The 15,737-nt window shown below is 74.5% G+C and carries 14 protein-coding genes; 10 read left to right on the top strand and 4 right to left on the bottom strand.

Annotation, left to right across the window (positions count from 1 at the left end; translation table 11 throughout):
* The 3 genes from ACFWN3_RS09755 to ACFWN3_RS09745 are packed head-to-tail and all read left to right on the top strand — an operon-like array spanning position 1 to position 3,169.
* Positions 1–879 (top strand): DUF5926 family protein, encoded by an 879-nt coding sequence (locus ACFWN3_RS09755; RefSeq protein WP_377639046.1) that lies wholly within the window; start codon positions 1–3, stop codon positions 877–879.
* Entirely contained in the window at positions 879–1,622 is a 744-nt protein-coding gene (locus tag ACFWN3_RS09750) for a glycosyltransferase (protein WP_377639044.1), read from the top strand. Before ACFWN3_RS09755 ends, ACFWN3_RS09750 begins: the two co-directional genes overlap by 1 nt.
* Positions 1,607–3,169, top strand: coding sequence for a hypothetical protein (locus ACFWN3_RS09745; protein WP_377639042.1), 1,563 nt, complete (start codon positions 1,607–1,609; stop codon positions 3,167–3,169). Before ACFWN3_RS09750 ends, ACFWN3_RS09745 begins: the two co-directional genes overlap by 16 nt.
* Here ACFWN3_RS09745 and ACFWN3_RS09740 read toward each other — a convergent pair.
* Positions 3,105–5,285 carry a hypothetical protein gene (locus ACFWN3_RS09740; RefSeq protein WP_377639040.1) on the bottom strand — a complete coding sequence of 727 codons (2,181 nt, stop codon included), beginning with the start codon at positions 5,283–5,285 and terminating at the stop codon, positions 3,105–3,107. The genes ACFWN3_RS09745 and ACFWN3_RS09740 overlap by 65 nt on opposite strands.
* A 96-nt stretch (positions 5,286–5,381) precedes the next feature.
* On the opposite strand from ACFWN3_RS09740, the gene ACFWN3_RS09735 reads away from it, so the two are divergent.
* The 3 genes from ACFWN3_RS09735 (at position 5,382) to pheA (ending at position 8,173) form a co-directional block, all read left to right on the top strand.
* Positions 5,382–6,734, top strand: coding sequence for a glycosyltransferase 87 family protein (locus ACFWN3_RS09735; protein ID WP_377639038.1), 1,353 nt, complete (start codon positions 5,382–5,384; stop codon positions 6,732–6,734).
* Positions 6,735–6,815: 81 nt separating this feature from the next.
* A complete protein-coding gene (locus ACFWN3_RS09730) occupies positions 6,816–7,244 on the top strand; it encodes a DUF4446 family protein (RefSeq protein WP_377639036.1) in 429 nt (142 codons plus the stop codon).
* Positions 7,241–8,173, top strand: coding sequence for a prephenate dehydratase (gene pheA, locus ACFWN3_RS09725; RefSeq protein ID WP_377639034.1), 933 nt, complete (start codon positions 7,241–7,243; stop codon positions 8,171–8,173). The genes ACFWN3_RS09730 and pheA overlap by 4 nt, the downstream gene beginning before the upstream one ends.
* 21 nt (positions 8,174–8,194) lie before the next feature.
* Here the strand turns inward: pheA and ACFWN3_RS09720 are convergent, their stop codons facing one another.
* The 3 genes from ACFWN3_RS09720 to ACFWN3_RS09710 all read right to left on the bottom strand — a co-directional run bounded on the left by ACFWN3_RS09720 (position 8,195) and on the right by ACFWN3_RS09710 (position 10,701).
* On the bottom strand, positions 8,195–8,695 hold the full coding sequence (locus tag ACFWN3_RS09720) for an META domain-containing protein (RefSeq protein ID WP_377639032.1): 501 nt from the start codon (positions 8,693–8,695) through the stop codon (positions 8,195–8,197).
* Positions 8,696–8,768: 73 nt separating this feature from the next.
* Positions 8,769–9,872: a 1-acyl-sn-glycerol-3-phosphate acyltransferase gene (locus ACFWN3_RS09715; RefSeq protein ID WP_377639030.1), complete on the bottom strand. Its 1,104-nt coding sequence runs from the start codon at positions 9,870–9,872 to the stop codon at positions 8,769–8,771.
* 1 nt (position 9,873) lies between these two features.
* Positions 9,874–10,701 (bottom strand): patatin-like phospholipase family protein, encoded by an 828-nt coding sequence (locus tag ACFWN3_RS09710; RefSeq protein WP_377639028.1) that lies wholly within the window; start codon positions 10,699–10,701, stop codon positions 9,874–9,876.
* A gap of 43 nt (positions 10,702–10,744) precedes the next feature.
* Between ACFWN3_RS09710 and ACFWN3_RS09705 the strand changes: the two genes are divergently transcribed.
* The 4 genes from ACFWN3_RS09705 to efeB all read left to right on the top strand — a co-directional run bounded on the left by ACFWN3_RS09705 (position 10,745) and on the right by efeB (position 15,702).
* Positions 10,745–12,130, top strand: a complete 1,386-nt coding sequence (locus ACFWN3_RS09705) for an HAD-IB family hydrolase (RefSeq protein WP_377639027.1) — start codon at positions 10,745–10,747, stop codon at positions 12,128–12,130.
* A gap of 272 nt (positions 12,131–12,402) precedes the next feature.
* Positions 12,403–13,269, top strand: a complete 867-nt coding sequence (efeU, locus tag ACFWN3_RS09700; RefSeq protein WP_377639025.1) for an iron uptake transporter permease EfeU — start codon at positions 12,403–12,405, stop codon at positions 13,267–13,269.
* Between the two features lie 22 nt (positions 13,270–13,291).
* Positions 13,292–14,434, top strand: coding sequence for an iron uptake system protein EfeO (efeO, locus tag ACFWN3_RS09695; RefSeq protein WP_377639023.1), 1,143 nt, complete (start codon positions 13,292–13,294; stop codon positions 14,432–14,434).
* Between the two features lie 5 nt (positions 14,435–14,439).
* Positions 14,440–15,702 carry an iron uptake transporter deferrochelatase/peroxidase subunit gene (gene efeB / locus ACFWN3_RS09690; protein ID WP_377639021.1) on the top strand — a complete coding sequence of 421 codons (1,263 nt, stop codon included), beginning with the start codon at positions 14,440–14,442 and terminating at the stop codon, positions 15,700–15,702.
* Positions 15,703–15,737 lie beyond the last annotated feature (35 nt).

The following is a 15,737-nucleotide window of genomic DNA, read 5'->3' as shown; positions in this document are numbered from 1 at the left end:
ATGGGCAAGGCTTCTCGACGTCAGCGCGGCACCGACACCGGTCGTCGTCCGAAACCCGCACCGTTCGTGCGCCGTCCCTTCGAGGGCCTCGCGGGTGAGACCGACTGGGTCGCGATGCGCGAGATCCTCCCCGCCGCGACGGCCACCGTCGGCGTCCGGGCCGAGCACGTCCCCGAGGGCGCGCCCTCCGAGGTCACCGTCGCCACCGTCCTGCCCCTCGCGTGGCCGGCGCTGCACCGCGCCGACGGCACGATCCTCGTCGGCACCCAGTCGGGCAACGCCAGCGGCGACGCCTCGCGCGACCTCGCAGCCCAGCTGCTCGCCGCGCTCGCCGTCGAGCCCGGCGTGCCGGTCGTCACGACGCCGCAGGTCAGCGCCGACAGCCCTCGCCTCCAGGACGTCCTCGAGGAGGGCGGCTTCGACGTCACCCTCCACGAGGGCTTCGAGTTCTGGGTCGGCGAGCAGGAGCTCGAGGGCGACGCCGCCGAGTCGCTCGCCCGGGCCAACGAGAGCGTCGTCCCCACGAGCCGGATGAGCGCCCTGCCCTCGGCCTACTGGGTCCGGGTCGGCGAGCGCACCCACATCCGCCTCGTCCTCCCCGACGACGAGGACGCGGCCACCGACGCCCTCGCGCGCCTCCACGCCGCCGGCACCGACGGCCTCGGCGGCGACACCCGCCTCCTGGGGGCGTTCCGGGCGTGCGGGCTGCTCGTCCCGGTCTGGGACCTCGACCCCGAGCTCGGGGCCGACGACCACGAGGACGAGCTCGCCGCCTGGGGCGAGCGCTACCGCGACGCCCTCGGCTCCGACAGCCCGCTCACCGCCGACGAGCGCCGCGCCCGCTCCGGGTTGCTCAGCCGTCAGGTCACCCTCCGCTGATGAGTGCCGTCGCGGCGCGGGTCGCGGCCGTCGTCCCCTGCAAGGACGAGGCCGACCGCATCGCCGCGACGGTCGCCGCGCTGGCGGCGCTGCCCCAGGTCGCCACGGTCGTCGTCGTCGACGACGGGAGCAGCGACGACACCGCTCGGGTCGCCCGGGAGGCCGGCGCCGACGTCGTCAGCCACTCCCGGAACCGGGGCAAGGCCGCCGCGCTCGAGACCGGCATCTCCCGGGTCCGCGTGCTCGAGCGCGAGGCCGCGGAGCGCGACCCCGGCGAGGCCTGGCGCTCGGCCCTGCTCTTCGTCGACGGCGACCTCCAGGAGACCGCGGCCAACGTCGGGGTCCTCACCGACGCCGTGCTCTCGGGCGCCGCCGACATGACGATCGCCACCCTGCCGGCCCAGATCACCCAGGGCGGCGGACGTGGCCTCGTCGTCACCCTCTCCCGCCGGGGCATCGAACGGCTCACGGGCTTCCGCGCGGTGCAGCCCCTGTCGGGCATGCGGTGCCTCAGCCCGCGGGCGCTCGACGCCGCGGTCCCCCTCGCCCGCGGGTGGGGCGTCGAGACCGCCCTGACGGTCGACGTCCTGCGGGCCGGGCTCACCGTCCTGGAGGTCCCGTGCGACCTCCAGCACCGGGTCAGCGGCAGGGACTGGCGCGGCCAGGTCCACCGGGCCGAGCAGTACCGCGACGTGTGGCTCGCCCTCGTCCGGCGCGGCTGGCGGCCGTGGCAGCGCAGCTGACGAGCCCGCCCACCCCGGGCTCGCTCCAGCGCGGGCCCGCGAGCGTCGCCCGGCTCGTCCTCCTCGTCGCGTCGGTGGGGATGCTCCTCGTCGTCGGGCTCGTCGAACCCCACGCGGCGCAGCCCGACCTCGCCCCCCGCGGCTGGGCGCCCGGCGTCCTGCTCCCCGTCGCGCTCTCGCCGGCCGCGGTGACCGCCCTCCTGTGGGCCGCCTACGTCGCGGGGGCCGGAGCCGTCGCGCTCGGGCTGTCCCGCCGGGTCGGGGCGCTGCGCTCGTGGGCCGTCCCGGCGGCCCTCGGCGCCCTCGCGCTCGTCACGACCCCGTTCGGTTCGGCCGACCACGTCAGCTACCTCGCCTACGGCCGGATCCTCGTCACCGGTGGCGACCCGTGGACCGAGCGCCCCGTCGACTGGGGCGGTGGCGCGGACCCGGTGACCAGCCGGGTCGAGGCCCCCTGGACCGAGGAACCCAGCGTCTACGGGCCCTTCGGCACGCTGCTGCACGGCCTGTCGGCCCTCGTCGGCGGCGACGACCTGCGCGAGGGCGTCTGGGTGTGGCAGCTGCTCGTCGTCCTCTCCTGGCTCGCCGTCCGCGTCCTCCTGCGCCGGGTGCTGCCGGAGGACGCGCACGGCCGGGTCGACGTCCTGTGGACCCTCAACCCCCTCGTCCTCGGCGTCGGGGTGCTCGGCGCGCACATCGACGTCGTGGCCGCGGCGCTCGTCGTCGCCGCGGTGGCCGTGGCGGGCCGGTGGCCGGGGCCGGTCGGGGCGCTGGGGTCGGGGGTCGTCGCCGCCCTCGCGGGGTCCACCAAGGTCACCTACGCCGTCGTCGCCGTCGGCCTCCTCGTCGCGTGGTGGGTCACCGGGCACCGCGGCGCGGGGTGGGCGCGGCTCGCGGGTGCCCACGTCGCCGGGGTCGTCGTCGCCGGTGCCGCGCTCCACGTCTGGGCCGGGCCGCACGTCTACGACCAGCTGCTCCGCAGCCGTCAGGCCGTCTCCCTCGCGATGCCGTGGCGCCCGCTCCTCGAGTGGGGCCGCGACACCATCGGGAACCAGCCGACCCGCCTCGCCATCAGCATCGCCGCCGCCGTGCTCGCGGTGGTCCTGGCCGGCTGCCTCCTCCGGCTCACCCGGCCCGCGAGGCGGGACCAGGCCGCACCAGCGGTCGACCCCGTCCCCGAGGGCCGACTCGAGAAGCGGTCCGGCACAGGGGTCGTCGCGCTCTGGGTCACCGCCTGCCTGGCGCTGGCCTACTCGCTCGCGGCACCGTACTCGCTGCCCTGGTATGACCTCCTCGCCTGGTGCGCCCTGCCCGCCCTGCGGGCCGGACCGGTCGACCTGCTCGCGCTCGTCCGCCTCCTCGCCCTGGCTCTCGCCTACGTGCCGGGGCGCGTCCTCGGGATGACGCCGGGCGTCGAGGAGCTGACGCTCGGGGTCCGACGGGGGGTCGTGCCGTGGGTGGGGCTGGCGCTGTGGGCCGTCGTCATCGCTGCCGGCGTCCGGCGCGGGTCGTGGCCGTGGAGCGCTCCTGGTCGACGAGCGAGCTGATCGCCACCGAGATGATGAGCGGCACCGCGAGGGTCGCCCCCACCGCCGGGATCGCCACCCCGGAGTCGTTGACGAGGAACCCGATCGTCAGGGCGGTGAGAAGGGCGACGAGCCCGGCGCGCAGCGTCGGCGCCTGCTCGTACGAGCGGCGCATCGCGCGCGAGCCCCACGACGTCGGCCGGGCCATGAGGTAGATGACGAAGAGCAGCCCGACCGGCACGAGCAGCGTCAGCGGCATGTCGGAGGTGAGGATGCCCCAGTTCTGCTCGGCCTTGCGGATGACGATGTCGTCGGCGGTGCCGTCGATGATGGCCTGGACGAAGTTGCCGAGGTGGGTGCGGCTCGACGGCGCCCGGAGCCAGTCGGCGCCGGCGACCGCGAAGAAGATCGCGACGACCGCGGCCGCGATGAGCGCCGCGCGCTTCCACGTGAGCCGCACCCCGAGGACGGCCATGACGAGGTAGACCACGGCCGGGACGAGGGCGGGCGGGCCCCCGCCGTCGGCTCCCCAGAAGGGCAGGCCGTCGACGAGCACGGCGAAGGACCCGATGACCGCCACGGCCACGGCCGCCGCCGTCCGCCGTCCCTGGGCGACGAGGAGCGAGGACACCGAGGTCGCGAGGAGGATCGTCGCCGTCGCGTAGAGCGCGAAGGTCGGGTTCCCCATCCCGTAGAAGCGCCCCGCCACCACCGGCTGCAGGCCCATGAGCGAGGAGAGCTGGAGCCGTGAGCCCGTCATGACGTCGACGGTGAGGACGAGGACCGTCGTCAGCGACACGAACGCCATCGGCCCGTGGTGCCAGCGGGCCCACGGCCCGCGCAGCGCCGCCGTCGCGATGAGGGCGACGAAGAGCGCGACGGAGGCCACGACCGTGATCATCGGGACCGCGAACCGCCACCACGGCAGGAGGTTCGCGAGGAACGTCGAGACGGGAACCGCCGACGCGACGACCGCGACGACCCGCACCCGGCGCAGCACCGTGACGCGCGTCGACTCCGACCCGAGGCGTCCCTTCCAGACGAGGAGGACGAGGAGGTAGATGGCGAGCTGGCCGTAGGCGAAGGCCGTGAAGAACGGCTCGACGAGGCCGTGGACCTCGTGGCTGGCCTCGTCGAGGTCGACGAGGGCGGTGAGCCGGGCCTCGGCGCGGCGCTCGGAGTTGTCGGGGGAGGGGACGTTCGTCAGCGGCGAGCCGCCGAGGCCGGCCGGGACCGGGAGGCCCACGGTGGCGAGGATCGTCGCGGTGAGGTCGGCCGTCTGCGCCAGGCCGTCCTGGCGGGTGGACTCGGACGAGAGCAGGCCCGGGCCGAAGTGCGGACCCCGCATCACGACGAGGCGCAGCCGCTCGGAGGTCCCCGCGTCCGAGAGCGACGCCACGACGTAGTCGGCGCCGTTGGGACCGGCCTCGAGCGCCTGCCCGATGCGGGCGTCGATCTGGCGCAGCTGGTCGGCCCGCGCGCTCGGGCGGGGCTCGCCCTCGGCGACGTCCTCGGGGTCGCGCAGGGACCCGACGTCGACGACCGTCACGGGGCAGGCGTTGAGGTCCTCGAGCAGCCGGGCGGCGTCGAAGGGGGCGACCTGGTCGACGCTGCCGTCGGACCGGGCCCCGCCGACGGGGGCCCACGGACCGACGCTGCGCACGCAGACGTCGGCCTCCGCGGCGGTCTGGCCGAGGAGGCCGAGGGAGGTGTCGAAGCGCTCGCCCTCGGAGGCCCCGACGAAGGTCGACCACCCCTGGACCCGGTCGTCGACCACCTGGGGGGGCTCGGTGCACGGACGGTCGGCGGGGTCCGCCGCGTCGCCGGGCCGCGGAGCCGCGGCCCGTCCTCCGGACGAGAGGCCGAGCCATCCGTCGGCGGGGCAGGTGTTCGACGAGACCGACCGCACCGACAGCGCCGCCGACGACCCGTCGCGCAGGAGGGTCCACAGGTTCGGGGTGGTCGTGCGCGAGACGTCGGCCCACCCGATGCCGCCGGTCCCGATGACGACGACCGCGCCGGCCGGGTCGCTGACCGGTGCCCGTGGGCTCGCCCCGGACGAGGGGGCCCAGCCGACGAGGAGCCCGGTGACGACGGTCGCGACAGCGACCGTGACGGCGAGGGCTCTGCGCAGCACGCGGCCAAGGGTACGAGACCGGCCCGGGTGCACCGGTCCCGGACCCGCGGGTCCGCCCGGTGCGGTGTCGGGGCGGCCGACCGGGAGAATGTCCGCGTGAGCACCCCCACGACCCCCGCCGCGCGCCGGCTGCGCTGGGCCCTCGCGGTCGTGCTCATCGCGCTGGCGTCGCTGCCGGTCGTCCTGCGCTACCTCGTGTTCTGGCCGCTCGACCAGTGGCAGATCGACGTGCAGGTCTACCGCGACGCCGGGGTCTCGATCCTCTACGGGCGCCCGGTGTACTCCACCCTCACCGAGCCACCCCAGCTGCTGCCCTTCACCTACCCGCCGTTCGCGGCGATCATCTCGATCCCGCTGGCCTTCCTGCCGTTCGGGGTCATCGGGTGGTTGTGGACCGCCGCGCAGGTCGCCGCGACGACCGCGATCACCTGGTACGCCGGGTACCGGCTCATCCACCGGACGGGCCCCTGGGTCCCGCTGGCCCTGGCCGCCCTCACCGCGCCGATGCTGTGGCTGCACCCCGTCGGAGACGGCATCCGGTTCGGCCAGGTCAACGCCTTCATCGTCCTGCTCTGCCTCATGGACGTGCGCGAGCCGCGGCCCGGCCTCGTGCGATGGGTGCCCCGCGGCGTCCTCGTCGGGCTGGCGATGGCCGTCAAGCTGACGCCCGGCGTCTTCGTCATCCACTTCCTCGTGACGAGGCGCTGGAAGGAGGCCGCGACCGCGGTCGGCACGGCGGTCGGGGTCACGCTCGGTTCGTGGGTCCTGCTGCCGCAGGCGTCCTTCGCCTTCTGGGGCGGTGCGCTGCAGGACCCGGCCCGGCTCGGCCCCAACGCGGGCACGGCCAACCAGTCGATCCGCGGCTTCCTCCTGCGGCTGGGTCCCGAGGGGTTCGCCGGGACCGCGATCTGGCTCGTCCTCGTCGCGCTCGTCGGCGGGTTCGGCTTCTGGCTCGCGCGGCGCCGGTACCTCGAGGGCGACAGCATCGGCGAGGTCGCGGTCGTCGGCCTCATGGCCTGCCTGCTGTCCCCGGTCGCGTGGGTCCACCACTACCACTGGGTCGTCGTCGTCGTCCTCGCCGTCCTCGGGGCCGACCCGCTGCGCGAGCGCTGGCGGCTGTGGGCCGGCGCCGGCCTCACCGTGTTCTTCGTCTGCCGCCTGCCGTGGTGGGGGATCGACTGGCTGGCCCACCGCGACTGGCCGCAGTGGCCGGGCCGCGTCCTCCAGAACGCCGACGTCGCGGGGGGCCTGCTCGCCCTCTACCTGCTGTGGTGGGTCGCCCGCCCGCGCCCCGGTACGGCCGACGGTGGGACGGAATCGACCAACAGGGCGACGCCCTCCCACGCCGGCCGTCGCCCGTGGGACACGATCGACCAACCCGCGGGACACGATCGACCGATGGGGCGAACTCGTCCCAGCGTCGACGACCGTACCCAGATCGACCAATAGGTCACGACAGGTACGGCGGGGCACGGCGCGAGGGTGGAACGCAGGGGCGCCCGACGGGCGCGACCGCCTAGCCTGAGGCGCATGCTCGGGATCAACGGATGGGAGGCGCTGCTCCTCGCGGTGCCGCTCGTCCTCGTGGTCGTGGTGGTCCGGGGCGTGCTCGTCCTGCTCCGCCGCACCGCCGACCTCCGGCGCCGGGTCGCGGCCCTCGAGGCCCACCGCCCCGCCGGTGACGCCGACCTGGCCGCGCTGCGGGCCGACCTCGGCCAGGCCCTGCGCCACGTCGCCGTCGTGCGGTACGACGCGTTCGGCGACATGGGCGGGCGGCTCAGCTTCAGCACGGCCATCGTCGACGACTCCGGCGACGGCGTCGTCATCAGCTCGATCCACGCGCGCGGAGAGTCGCGCACCTACGCCAAGGGCGTCGTCGGCGGAGCCTCCGACGCCACCCTGACGCCCGAGGAGCAGCAGGCCCTCGCGGCGGCGCGCAACGGCAAGGAGACCCCGTGACCCGCTTCGGCTTCCTCGGCCCCGAGGGGACGTTCACCTCGATGGCGCTCGACGCCTGGGGTCCCGCCTCGGCCGAGGGCGTGCAGCGCGAGGCGTTCGGGTCGGTCGACGGCGCGCTCGCGGCCCTGCGCGCCGGGACGATCGACGGGGCCATGGTCCCCATCGAGAACTCGGTCGAGGGCGGGGTGTCGGCGACGCTCGACGCCCTCGCGAGCGGCGAGCCCCTCGTCGTCACCGGCGAGGTCCTCGTCCCCATCACCTTCGTCCTCGCGGCGCGCCCGGGGGTCGGCCTCGACGACGTCCGGGCGGTCGGCACCCACTCGCACGCGTGGGCGCAGGTCCGCGGCTGGATGGCGAGCCACCTCCCCGCGGCGACCTACGTCCCGGCGCTGTCGACGGCGGCCGCCGCCGAAGGGCTCGAGGCCGGTCCGCAGCCGTACGACGCCGCCGTGTGCGCCCCGGCCGCGGCCCGCCTGCACGGCCTCGAGGTCCTCGCCGACGACATCGGCGACATGGCCGCGGCCGTCACCCGCTTCGTCCTCGTCGCCCGGCCCGGCGACCTGCCCGAGCGCACCGGCGCCGACAAGACGACGGTCGTGCTCTTCCAGCGCGACGACCACGCCGGTGGCCTGCTCCAGCTCCTCGAGCAGTTCGCCGCGCGCGGCATCAACATGACGCGCCTCGAGTCCCGCCCGACCAAGGCCTCGATGGGCGCCTACTGCTTCTCCATCGACCTCGAGGGCCACGTGCTCGACGAGCGGATCGGCGAGGCCCTCATGGGCCTGCGGCGGATCTGCGCCGAGGTCCGCTTCCTCGGGTCCTACCCGCGCGCCGACCGGCAGCGGGCCAGCATCGCGCCGCTCACGGCCGACGCCGACTTCACCGCGGCGCGCTCCTGGCTCGAGGCGATCCGCACCGGCCGCGCCTGACGGCCGACGGCGCGGACCGGCTCACGGCGTCGGGGTCGCGCTCTCCTGCTCGAGGCCGAGCCAGCGGTCCTCGCCCGCGGTGTCGGTCCAGCTGACGTAGAGATAGGGCCCGGAGAGCTCGACCTTCGGCCGCGCCTGCATCATCGCGAACAGCCACGCCTCCTGCTCCATGAGTGGGGCCTCGCACCCCATCCGCGTCGACATCATCGGGCCGGCGACGAGGTGCGAGTCGTCGACCTCGACGGTGCCGCGGCCGGCGTTGCAGCCCGTCTCGACGACGACCCGCCCGTCCTCGAAGCGCAGCCGGACCTCGCCGACGACCTCCTTCGGCGACCCGACGGAGTTCACCGCGCGCCACGAGCCGTCGAGCGCGGAGAGCCGCTCCACCGGGACCGAGCCGTTGGCCGTGTCGTCGGCTCCCGGGTCCCAGATCGTCGTCGCCGCGACGACCCCGACGGCGACCGCCGCGAGGACGCCGCCGATCGCGAGGGCCGTCGTCATCCGGGTCGTCGTCCGGGCCATCGGGGGTCCCCTGTCGGTCGGGTGGGGTTGGAGGTGTTGTCGGGCGTCAGGACTCAGGTCGTGCCGTGGTGCGTCAGGTGCTCATGTCGTTCGATGCGTCGGCGGCCGTCGTGGTTCCCCGCGCGGCCCCCTCGGTGTGCTCGTCCTCCGGCTCGTGTCCGTCGGGCCACGGGCCGGCGTTGGCGTCGACCCACGCGTCGACCTCGCCCCAGCGGGCGTCGAGCCAGGCCCCGAAGGCCCCCTCCTCGTCGGGCACTTCGGCCGCGGCGTACGTCCACGTCTTGACGAGGAAGGGCCGGTGGGTGAAGGGCAGCGCGGCCCAGACGAGCCGCGGGCTCGTCAGCCGGCCGAGGCCCGCGTGCGCGATGACCATGACGTCGGCCTCGGGGCGCGACGAACGCGCCGCCCACGCACCGCGCGTCATCGGGGGCAGCACGTGGGTCAGCTCCTCGGCCCGGCGCGCCCGGGCCTCCTCGCCGCGCTGGCGCAGCCGCTCGATGATCCGCTGCCGCCGCGTCGGCGACCAGTTCTGGCCCTCGGGGAAGATGAGGAGGACGTCGTCCTCGTCGAGGCTCGTCGCCATCCGCCGGACGCCGGCGAGCCGGTCGTCGCCGGCCCCGGAGGTCGAGGGGACGAAGAAGGAGTCGAGCCGGGTGAGGATCGTGTCGAGTCCCGGGTCCCAGCGCAGCGACTCGGCGAGGACGATGCGCGGGAGCCGGCCGGCGGTGCGCGCCAGCAGCCACGCGACGGCCAGGGAGTTGAACGGCCCCGCGTGCCGGGCGAGGGCGATCAGCGGCCGCCCGTGCGCGCCGAAGTGCATCCGGTCGGTGAGGCGCACCTCGAACCCGAGCCAGCGCCGGGCGTAGAACATCAGCGAGTCGAGGAAGCTGACGAGCAGCCGCTCGTGGGAGTCGCGCCACGCCGCGGACGAGGTGTCGGGGTGCCGCGACGCGAGGGTCCAGCACCCGACGAGCATCCGGATGTCGACCCAGAGGAGCGTGACGGCCGCGCACGCCGCCCGGAAGACCCGGCCGCGGCGCTCGACGGCGACGAGGAAGGCCCCGACGACGACGACCGGGGCGAGCAGGCCGGTGATGACGACGGCCAGCAGCGGCCACACGACGTGCATGGCCCTGCGCGCGAACGCCGGCGGCGGCGGGATGCTCCGGGCGCCCATGTCAGACCACTCCCTCGAGGTACTCGACCGACGCGGTGTGCGCCTGCTCCACCCTCTCGCGCATCCGGCGGGCGCGGGCGCGGGTGATGGAGATGTTCGGGGCGTCGCTCGTCCCGCTCGGCAGGACGTGGAGCTCGACGTCGTCGGGGACGGTCTCCATCTCGTGGACGAAGCGGTGCCGCCGGGCGATCTCGAAGGCGACGGTGCCGACCTCCCACGGCCGGGTCGGCGGGGTCAGCGGCTGCTCGACCCGGCCCACCTGGAGCACGAAGATCCGGGTGGCCCCGAGGGCCAGGGCGCGCCCGACCGGGATGGAGTGGACGAGCCCGCCGTCGAGGTAGTGGCGTCCCTCGATGACGACCGGGGGGAACAGCCCCGGCACCGAGCAGGACGCGACGACGGGCTCGGTGACCTCGCCCGCGGAGAACCACTGGGCGCCGGCGTCCTCGATGCAGGCCGCGACGCACTGGAACGGCACGGCCAGCTCCTCGAACGTCGTCACCGGCAGGTAGCGCTCGATGACGTGGCGCAGCGGGGCGTTGGACAGCAGGTGGGTGCGGTAGCGGGCGACGCGCGCCGCCTGGCGCACCGGGTTCTCGAGGAAGACGCCGTCGCGCAGCACGGCCTCCCACACCTCGGCGAGGCGGGCCGCTCCCTCCTCGCCGGGGTCGGCCGCGACGAAGGCGCCGTTGAGCGCGCCGATGCTCGTCCCGAGGACGAGGTCGGGGCGGATCCCGGACTCGGCGAGGGCCGCGAGCATGCCGACCTGGGTCGACCCGAGCACACCACCCCCGCCGAGGACGTAGGCGGTGAGCTGCGCGCGCGGCATGGGCCCCAGCGTAGGGGCGCGCCCGCGCCGGTAGCCTGCGTCCATGGGCGGCGCCGCGATCTTCGACCTCGACCGGACGCTGCTCCAGGGCGGGACGGGGCCGCTGCTCTCGCGGGCGATGTACGACCTCGGGGTCGTCACCCGCAAGCTGCCCGGCGAGCGGTTCCTCTACGGGCTGTTCGACGCCCTCGGCGAGAACATCCCCTCGATCCTCCTCGCGCGCAACGCGACCCTCGTCGCCCGCGGTCGTGACGGCACGAGCTTCGACGCCGCGGCCCTGCAGGCGGCCGAGGCGATCGCGTCGGTCATCCACCCGTTCGCGCTCTCCCTCATCGAGCAGCACCAGGCCGCGGGCCGGCCGGTGGTCCTGGCCACGACGACCCCGTTCCACCTGATCCGCCCCCTCGCCGAGCGGATCGGGATCGACCACGTCATCGCGACGCGCTACAACCTCACCGAGGACGGGCGCTTCGACGGTTCTCTCGCAGGCCGGTTCGTGTGGTCGCGCGGGAAGCTCGCCGCCGTGCGCGAGTGGGCCGACGAGAACGACATCGACCTCGACGACTCCTACGCGTACTCCGACTCCATCTACGACCTGCCGCTCCTCACCGCCGTCGGCCACCCGGCGGCGGTCAACCCCGACCCGCGGCTCTCGGTCTACGCCGTGGCCCGCGGGTGGCCCATCGTCCACTTCGACGTCTCCCCGGGGGTGCTCAAGGTGCCGGTCATCGGTGTCGAGCTCCAGCGGCTGCTCTTCCTCGCGATGCCGCCGTTCGCCTACCCGTACGCCCGCTTCGACGTCGCCGGGACCGAGAACATCCCGCGCACCGGGCCGGCCATCCTCGTCGGCAACCACCGCTCGTACTTCGACATCCCGGCGATGATCCAGATGATGCGGCCCACCCGACGCACGGGGCGGGTCATGGCCAAGCAGGAGCTCTTCGACGTCCCGGTCGTCGGCGCCCTTGCGACCGCGCTCGGGGGCATCCCCGTCGACCGGGCCAAGGGCGGCACCGAGTCCTTCGAGCAGGCGGTCCTGGCGCTCGAGGGCGGGGAGATCGTCTGCCTCCTGCCGCAGGGCACCATCCCGCGCGGCCGGGCCTTCTACGACCCGGTGCTCAAGGGGCGCTCGGGGGCCGCCCGCCTGGCGGCGCTGACCGGTGCTCCCGTCATCCCGTTCGGGGTGTGGGGCTCGGAGCACGTGTGGCCGCGGTCCTCGCCGGTGCCGCGCGTCCTCAACCTCACCGATCCGCCGACGGTGCGCGTTCGGGTCGGTCCGCCGGTGGAGGGGCTCGTCCTCGGTCCGCGCTCCGCCGCCGCCGACACGCGCCGGATCATGGACGCCATCGTCGGGCAGCTGCCGCCGGAGGCGCGCGAGGAGCGCGAGCCGACCGACGACGAGATCCGCCTCGCGACACCCGGCCGCTGAGGCCGCCGGCGGAGGCCGGCCCACAGAGGCAGCTCCTCGGAGGCAGCCCCGCGGAGGTGGTCCGCCGAGGCGAATGTCACCGACCCTCGCGAATGGCCCCCGATATCGGGTGACACGGCGGAGGTCCGGTGACATTCGCCGGGCGCCTGTGCGCCGCGTGTGGCCCTGCTGTGTGGTGACGCCCACGCCGGGGTCGAGGGATTTGACGGGCGCGCGGACTTAGGGTTACCTCAGTGAGGTTCACCTAAGACACCGACCCGACGGGAGCACGGATGTTCGCCAGCAACGCCCTCATCGGGTTGCGCGAGGGCCTCGAGGCCGCCCTCGTGGTCGTCATCCTCCTCGCGTTCCTGACCAAGACCGGGCGCTCGTGGGCGAACCGCTACGTGTGGCTGGGCGTCGCCACGGCCGTGACCCTCTCGGTCGTCCTCGGGGCGGTGCTGACCTACGGGACGCGCCAGCTGACCTTCGAGGCCCAGGAGCTCATCGGCGGCTCGGCGAGCATCATCGCGGTCGGCTTCGTCACCGCGATGGTCTTCTGGATGAAGGGCGCCGCGCGCACGATCTCGGGCGAGCTCAAGGGCCGCCTCGACCGCGCGCTCGACCTCGGCCCCCTGGCCATCGCGCTCGTCGGCTTCCTCGGGGTGGGCCGCGAAGGGCTCGAGACCGCGATCTTCTTCTACGCCACCGCGCAGGCGGCCGGTGCGGGCAACAACGTGCCCCTCCTCGGCTGGCTCGTCGGCCTCGTCGGCGCGGTCGTCCTCGGCTACCTCATGTACCGCGGCGTCCTGAAGATCAACCTCTCGACGTTCTTCCGCTGGACCGGGGTCGGGCTCGTCCTCGTCGCCGGCGGGATCCTGTCGTACGGCATCCACGACCTCCAGGAGGCTCGCTTCCTCCCGGGCCTGAGCACCCTCGCCTTCGACGTCTCCGGCGTCGTCGACCCCGGGTCCTGGTACGCCGCGCTCCTCAAGGGCACCCTCAACTTCACCCCGCAGACCACGGTGCTGCAGGCGGTCGCCTGGGTCCTCTACGTCGGGATCGTCCTGTTCCTCTTCCTCCGCCCGGCACGCCCCGCCTCCTTCCCGGCCGCGTCGTCCGGTGCGACCACTGCCCCGGCCCGCCCCACCGCGGCCTGAACGTCCCTCCAGGAGAACGACTGTGAACCCCCGACCGCTCGCGCTCACCGCGGCCCTCGCCCTTCCCGTGGCCCTCGTCCTCGGTGGCTGCACCGCCAAGGAGGCGGCCTCCACGGCGGGTGGCAAGGGGCCCATCACGGTGGGAGCCACCGACACCGAGTGCGCCGTCTCGCGAGCCGAGGCCCCCGCGGGAAAGGTCGAGTTCACCGTCACGAACACCGGGACGAAGGTCAACGAGTTCTACGTCTACGCCGAGGGCGACCGGATCATGGGCGAGGTCGAGAACATCAGCCCCGGCCTCACCCGCAGCTTCTTCGTCGAGCTCGCCGAGCCGGGGGCCTACCAGACGGCGTGCAAGCCGGGCATGGTCGGCGACGGCATCCGGGCGGCCTTCACGGTCACGGGTGAGTCCACCGCCCCGAAGTCCGACGACCAGCGCCTCGCCGCCGCCACCGCGGAGTACCAGCGCTACGTCGCCAGCCAGTCCGACGCCTTCCTCGCCGAGACCACCAGGTTCGTCGGGCTCGTCAAGGCCGGCAAGGTCGAGCAGGCCAAGGCGCTGTACCCGACCGCCCGCTCGTACTGGGAGCGCATCGAGCCGGTCGCCGAGTCCTTCGGCGACCTCGACCCGATGATCGACGGCCGCGCCGAGGTCGTCGAGGAGGGCATGGCGTTCACCGGCTACCACCGCCTCGAGCAGGACCTGTGGGAGAAGGGCCTCCAGTCCGACAGCGCGACGATCGCCGACAAGCTCCTCGCCGACGTCACCGAGCTCGTCACCAAGGCCAAGGCCGTCCAGCTCAACCCGCTGCAGCTGGCCAACGGCTCCAAGGCGCTCCTCGACGAGATGGCCACGGGCAAGATCACCGGCGAGGAGGAGCGGTACAGCCACACCGACCTCTGGGACTTCGAGGCCAACTTCGAGGGATCGAAGGCCGCGATCCAGGCGCTGCGCCCCTTCCTCAAGGAGGCCGACCCCGACCTCGTCGTCGCGATCGACGAGCGGGGCAAGGCGCTCGCCGACCTCATCGAGGAGCACCGTGACGGCGACGGCTTCGTCCTCTACACCGAGCTGACGCCGGCCGACCTCAAGGCGCTCACCGAGGCGCTCGACGCCTTCGCCCAGCCGGTCTCCACCGTCGCCGGCGTGGTCGCGGAGGGCTGAGCCCCGTGGCCCGGTCGACGCGCCGCTCGGTCCTCCTCGGGGGCGCCGGGGCTGCTGCCGCAGGCGTCGCCGCCGGGGTCGGCTGGGCGGCCCACGCGGCCAGCGACGGGTCGGTCGCGCCGACCTCGGCCGCCGACCCGGGGGTGGTGCCCTTCCGCGGCGCGCGCCAGGCCGGGATCACGACCGCCGCGCAGGACCGGCTGCACTTCGTCGCCCTCGACGTCATCACCGATGACCCCGCGCAGCTGCGCGACCTGCTGACCCGCTGGACCCGGGCGGCCGAGCGGATGACGGCCGGCGCCGAGGCGACGCCCATCGGCGCCGTCGGTGGCGGGCAGTGGAAGGTGCCCGAGGACACCGGCGAGGCGCTCGACCTCGAGCCCGGCCACCTCACCGTGACCATCGGGTACGGGCCCTCGCTCTTCGACGGACGCTTCGGGCTCGCCGGCCGTCGTCCCGAGGCGCTGCGCGACCTGCCGGCGTTCGTGGGCGACGACCTCGACCCGTCGAAGTCCGGCGGCGACCTCTGCATCCAGGCGTGCGCCGACGACCCGCAGGTCGCCGTCCACGCCGTGCGCAACCTCGTGCGGATGGGCTTCGGCATCGTCTCGGTCCGCTGGAGCCAGCTCGGGTTCGGGCGCACGTCGTCGACGACCCAGGCGCAGAAGACCCCGCGCAACCTGTTCGGGTTCAAGGACGGCACCGCGAACATCAAGGCCGAGGACGCCGCGGCGCTCGACGAGCACGTGTGGGTCCAGCCGGCCGACGTCAGCGGCGAGGCGGCGTGGATGGCGGGAGGCTCCTACCTCGTCGCCCGGCGCATCCGCATGCACATCGAGGTCTGGGACCGCAGCCCGCTCGCCGACCAGGAGCAGACGATCGGGCGCGACAAGAAGGTCGGGGCGCCACTGGGCCGCGACGCCGAGTTCGACGAGCCCGACTTCGCGGTCACGGGCCTCGACGGCGGGCCCGCCATCCCGGTCGACGCCCACGTCCGGCTGGCCCACCACTCCAACCTCGACGGCGTGCGGATCCTGCGCCGTGGGTACAACTTCACCGACGGCAGCGACGGCCAGGGCCACCTCGACGCCGGCCTGTTCTTCCTCGCGTTCGTCCGCGACGCCCACCGCCAGTTCGTCCCGATGCAGCGGGCGCTCGCGAGGTCCGACGTCCTCAACGAGTACATCGAGCACACCGGCTCGGCGCTCTTCGCCTGTCCGCCCGGCCTCGCCGCCGACGACGACTGGGGCACCCAGCTCTTCGCCTGAGGATCCGTCGTTTCCCTGCGGGGCCCCCGAGGGCC

It is taken from the genome of Oryzobacter terrae, from assembly GCF_042756445.1.
GTDB classification, from domain to species: domain Bacteria; phylum Actinomycetota; class Actinomycetes; order Actinomycetales; family Dermatophilaceae; genus Oryzobacter; species Oryzobacter terrae.
This window is presented reverse-complemented; position numbering and strand designations above follow the sequence as displayed.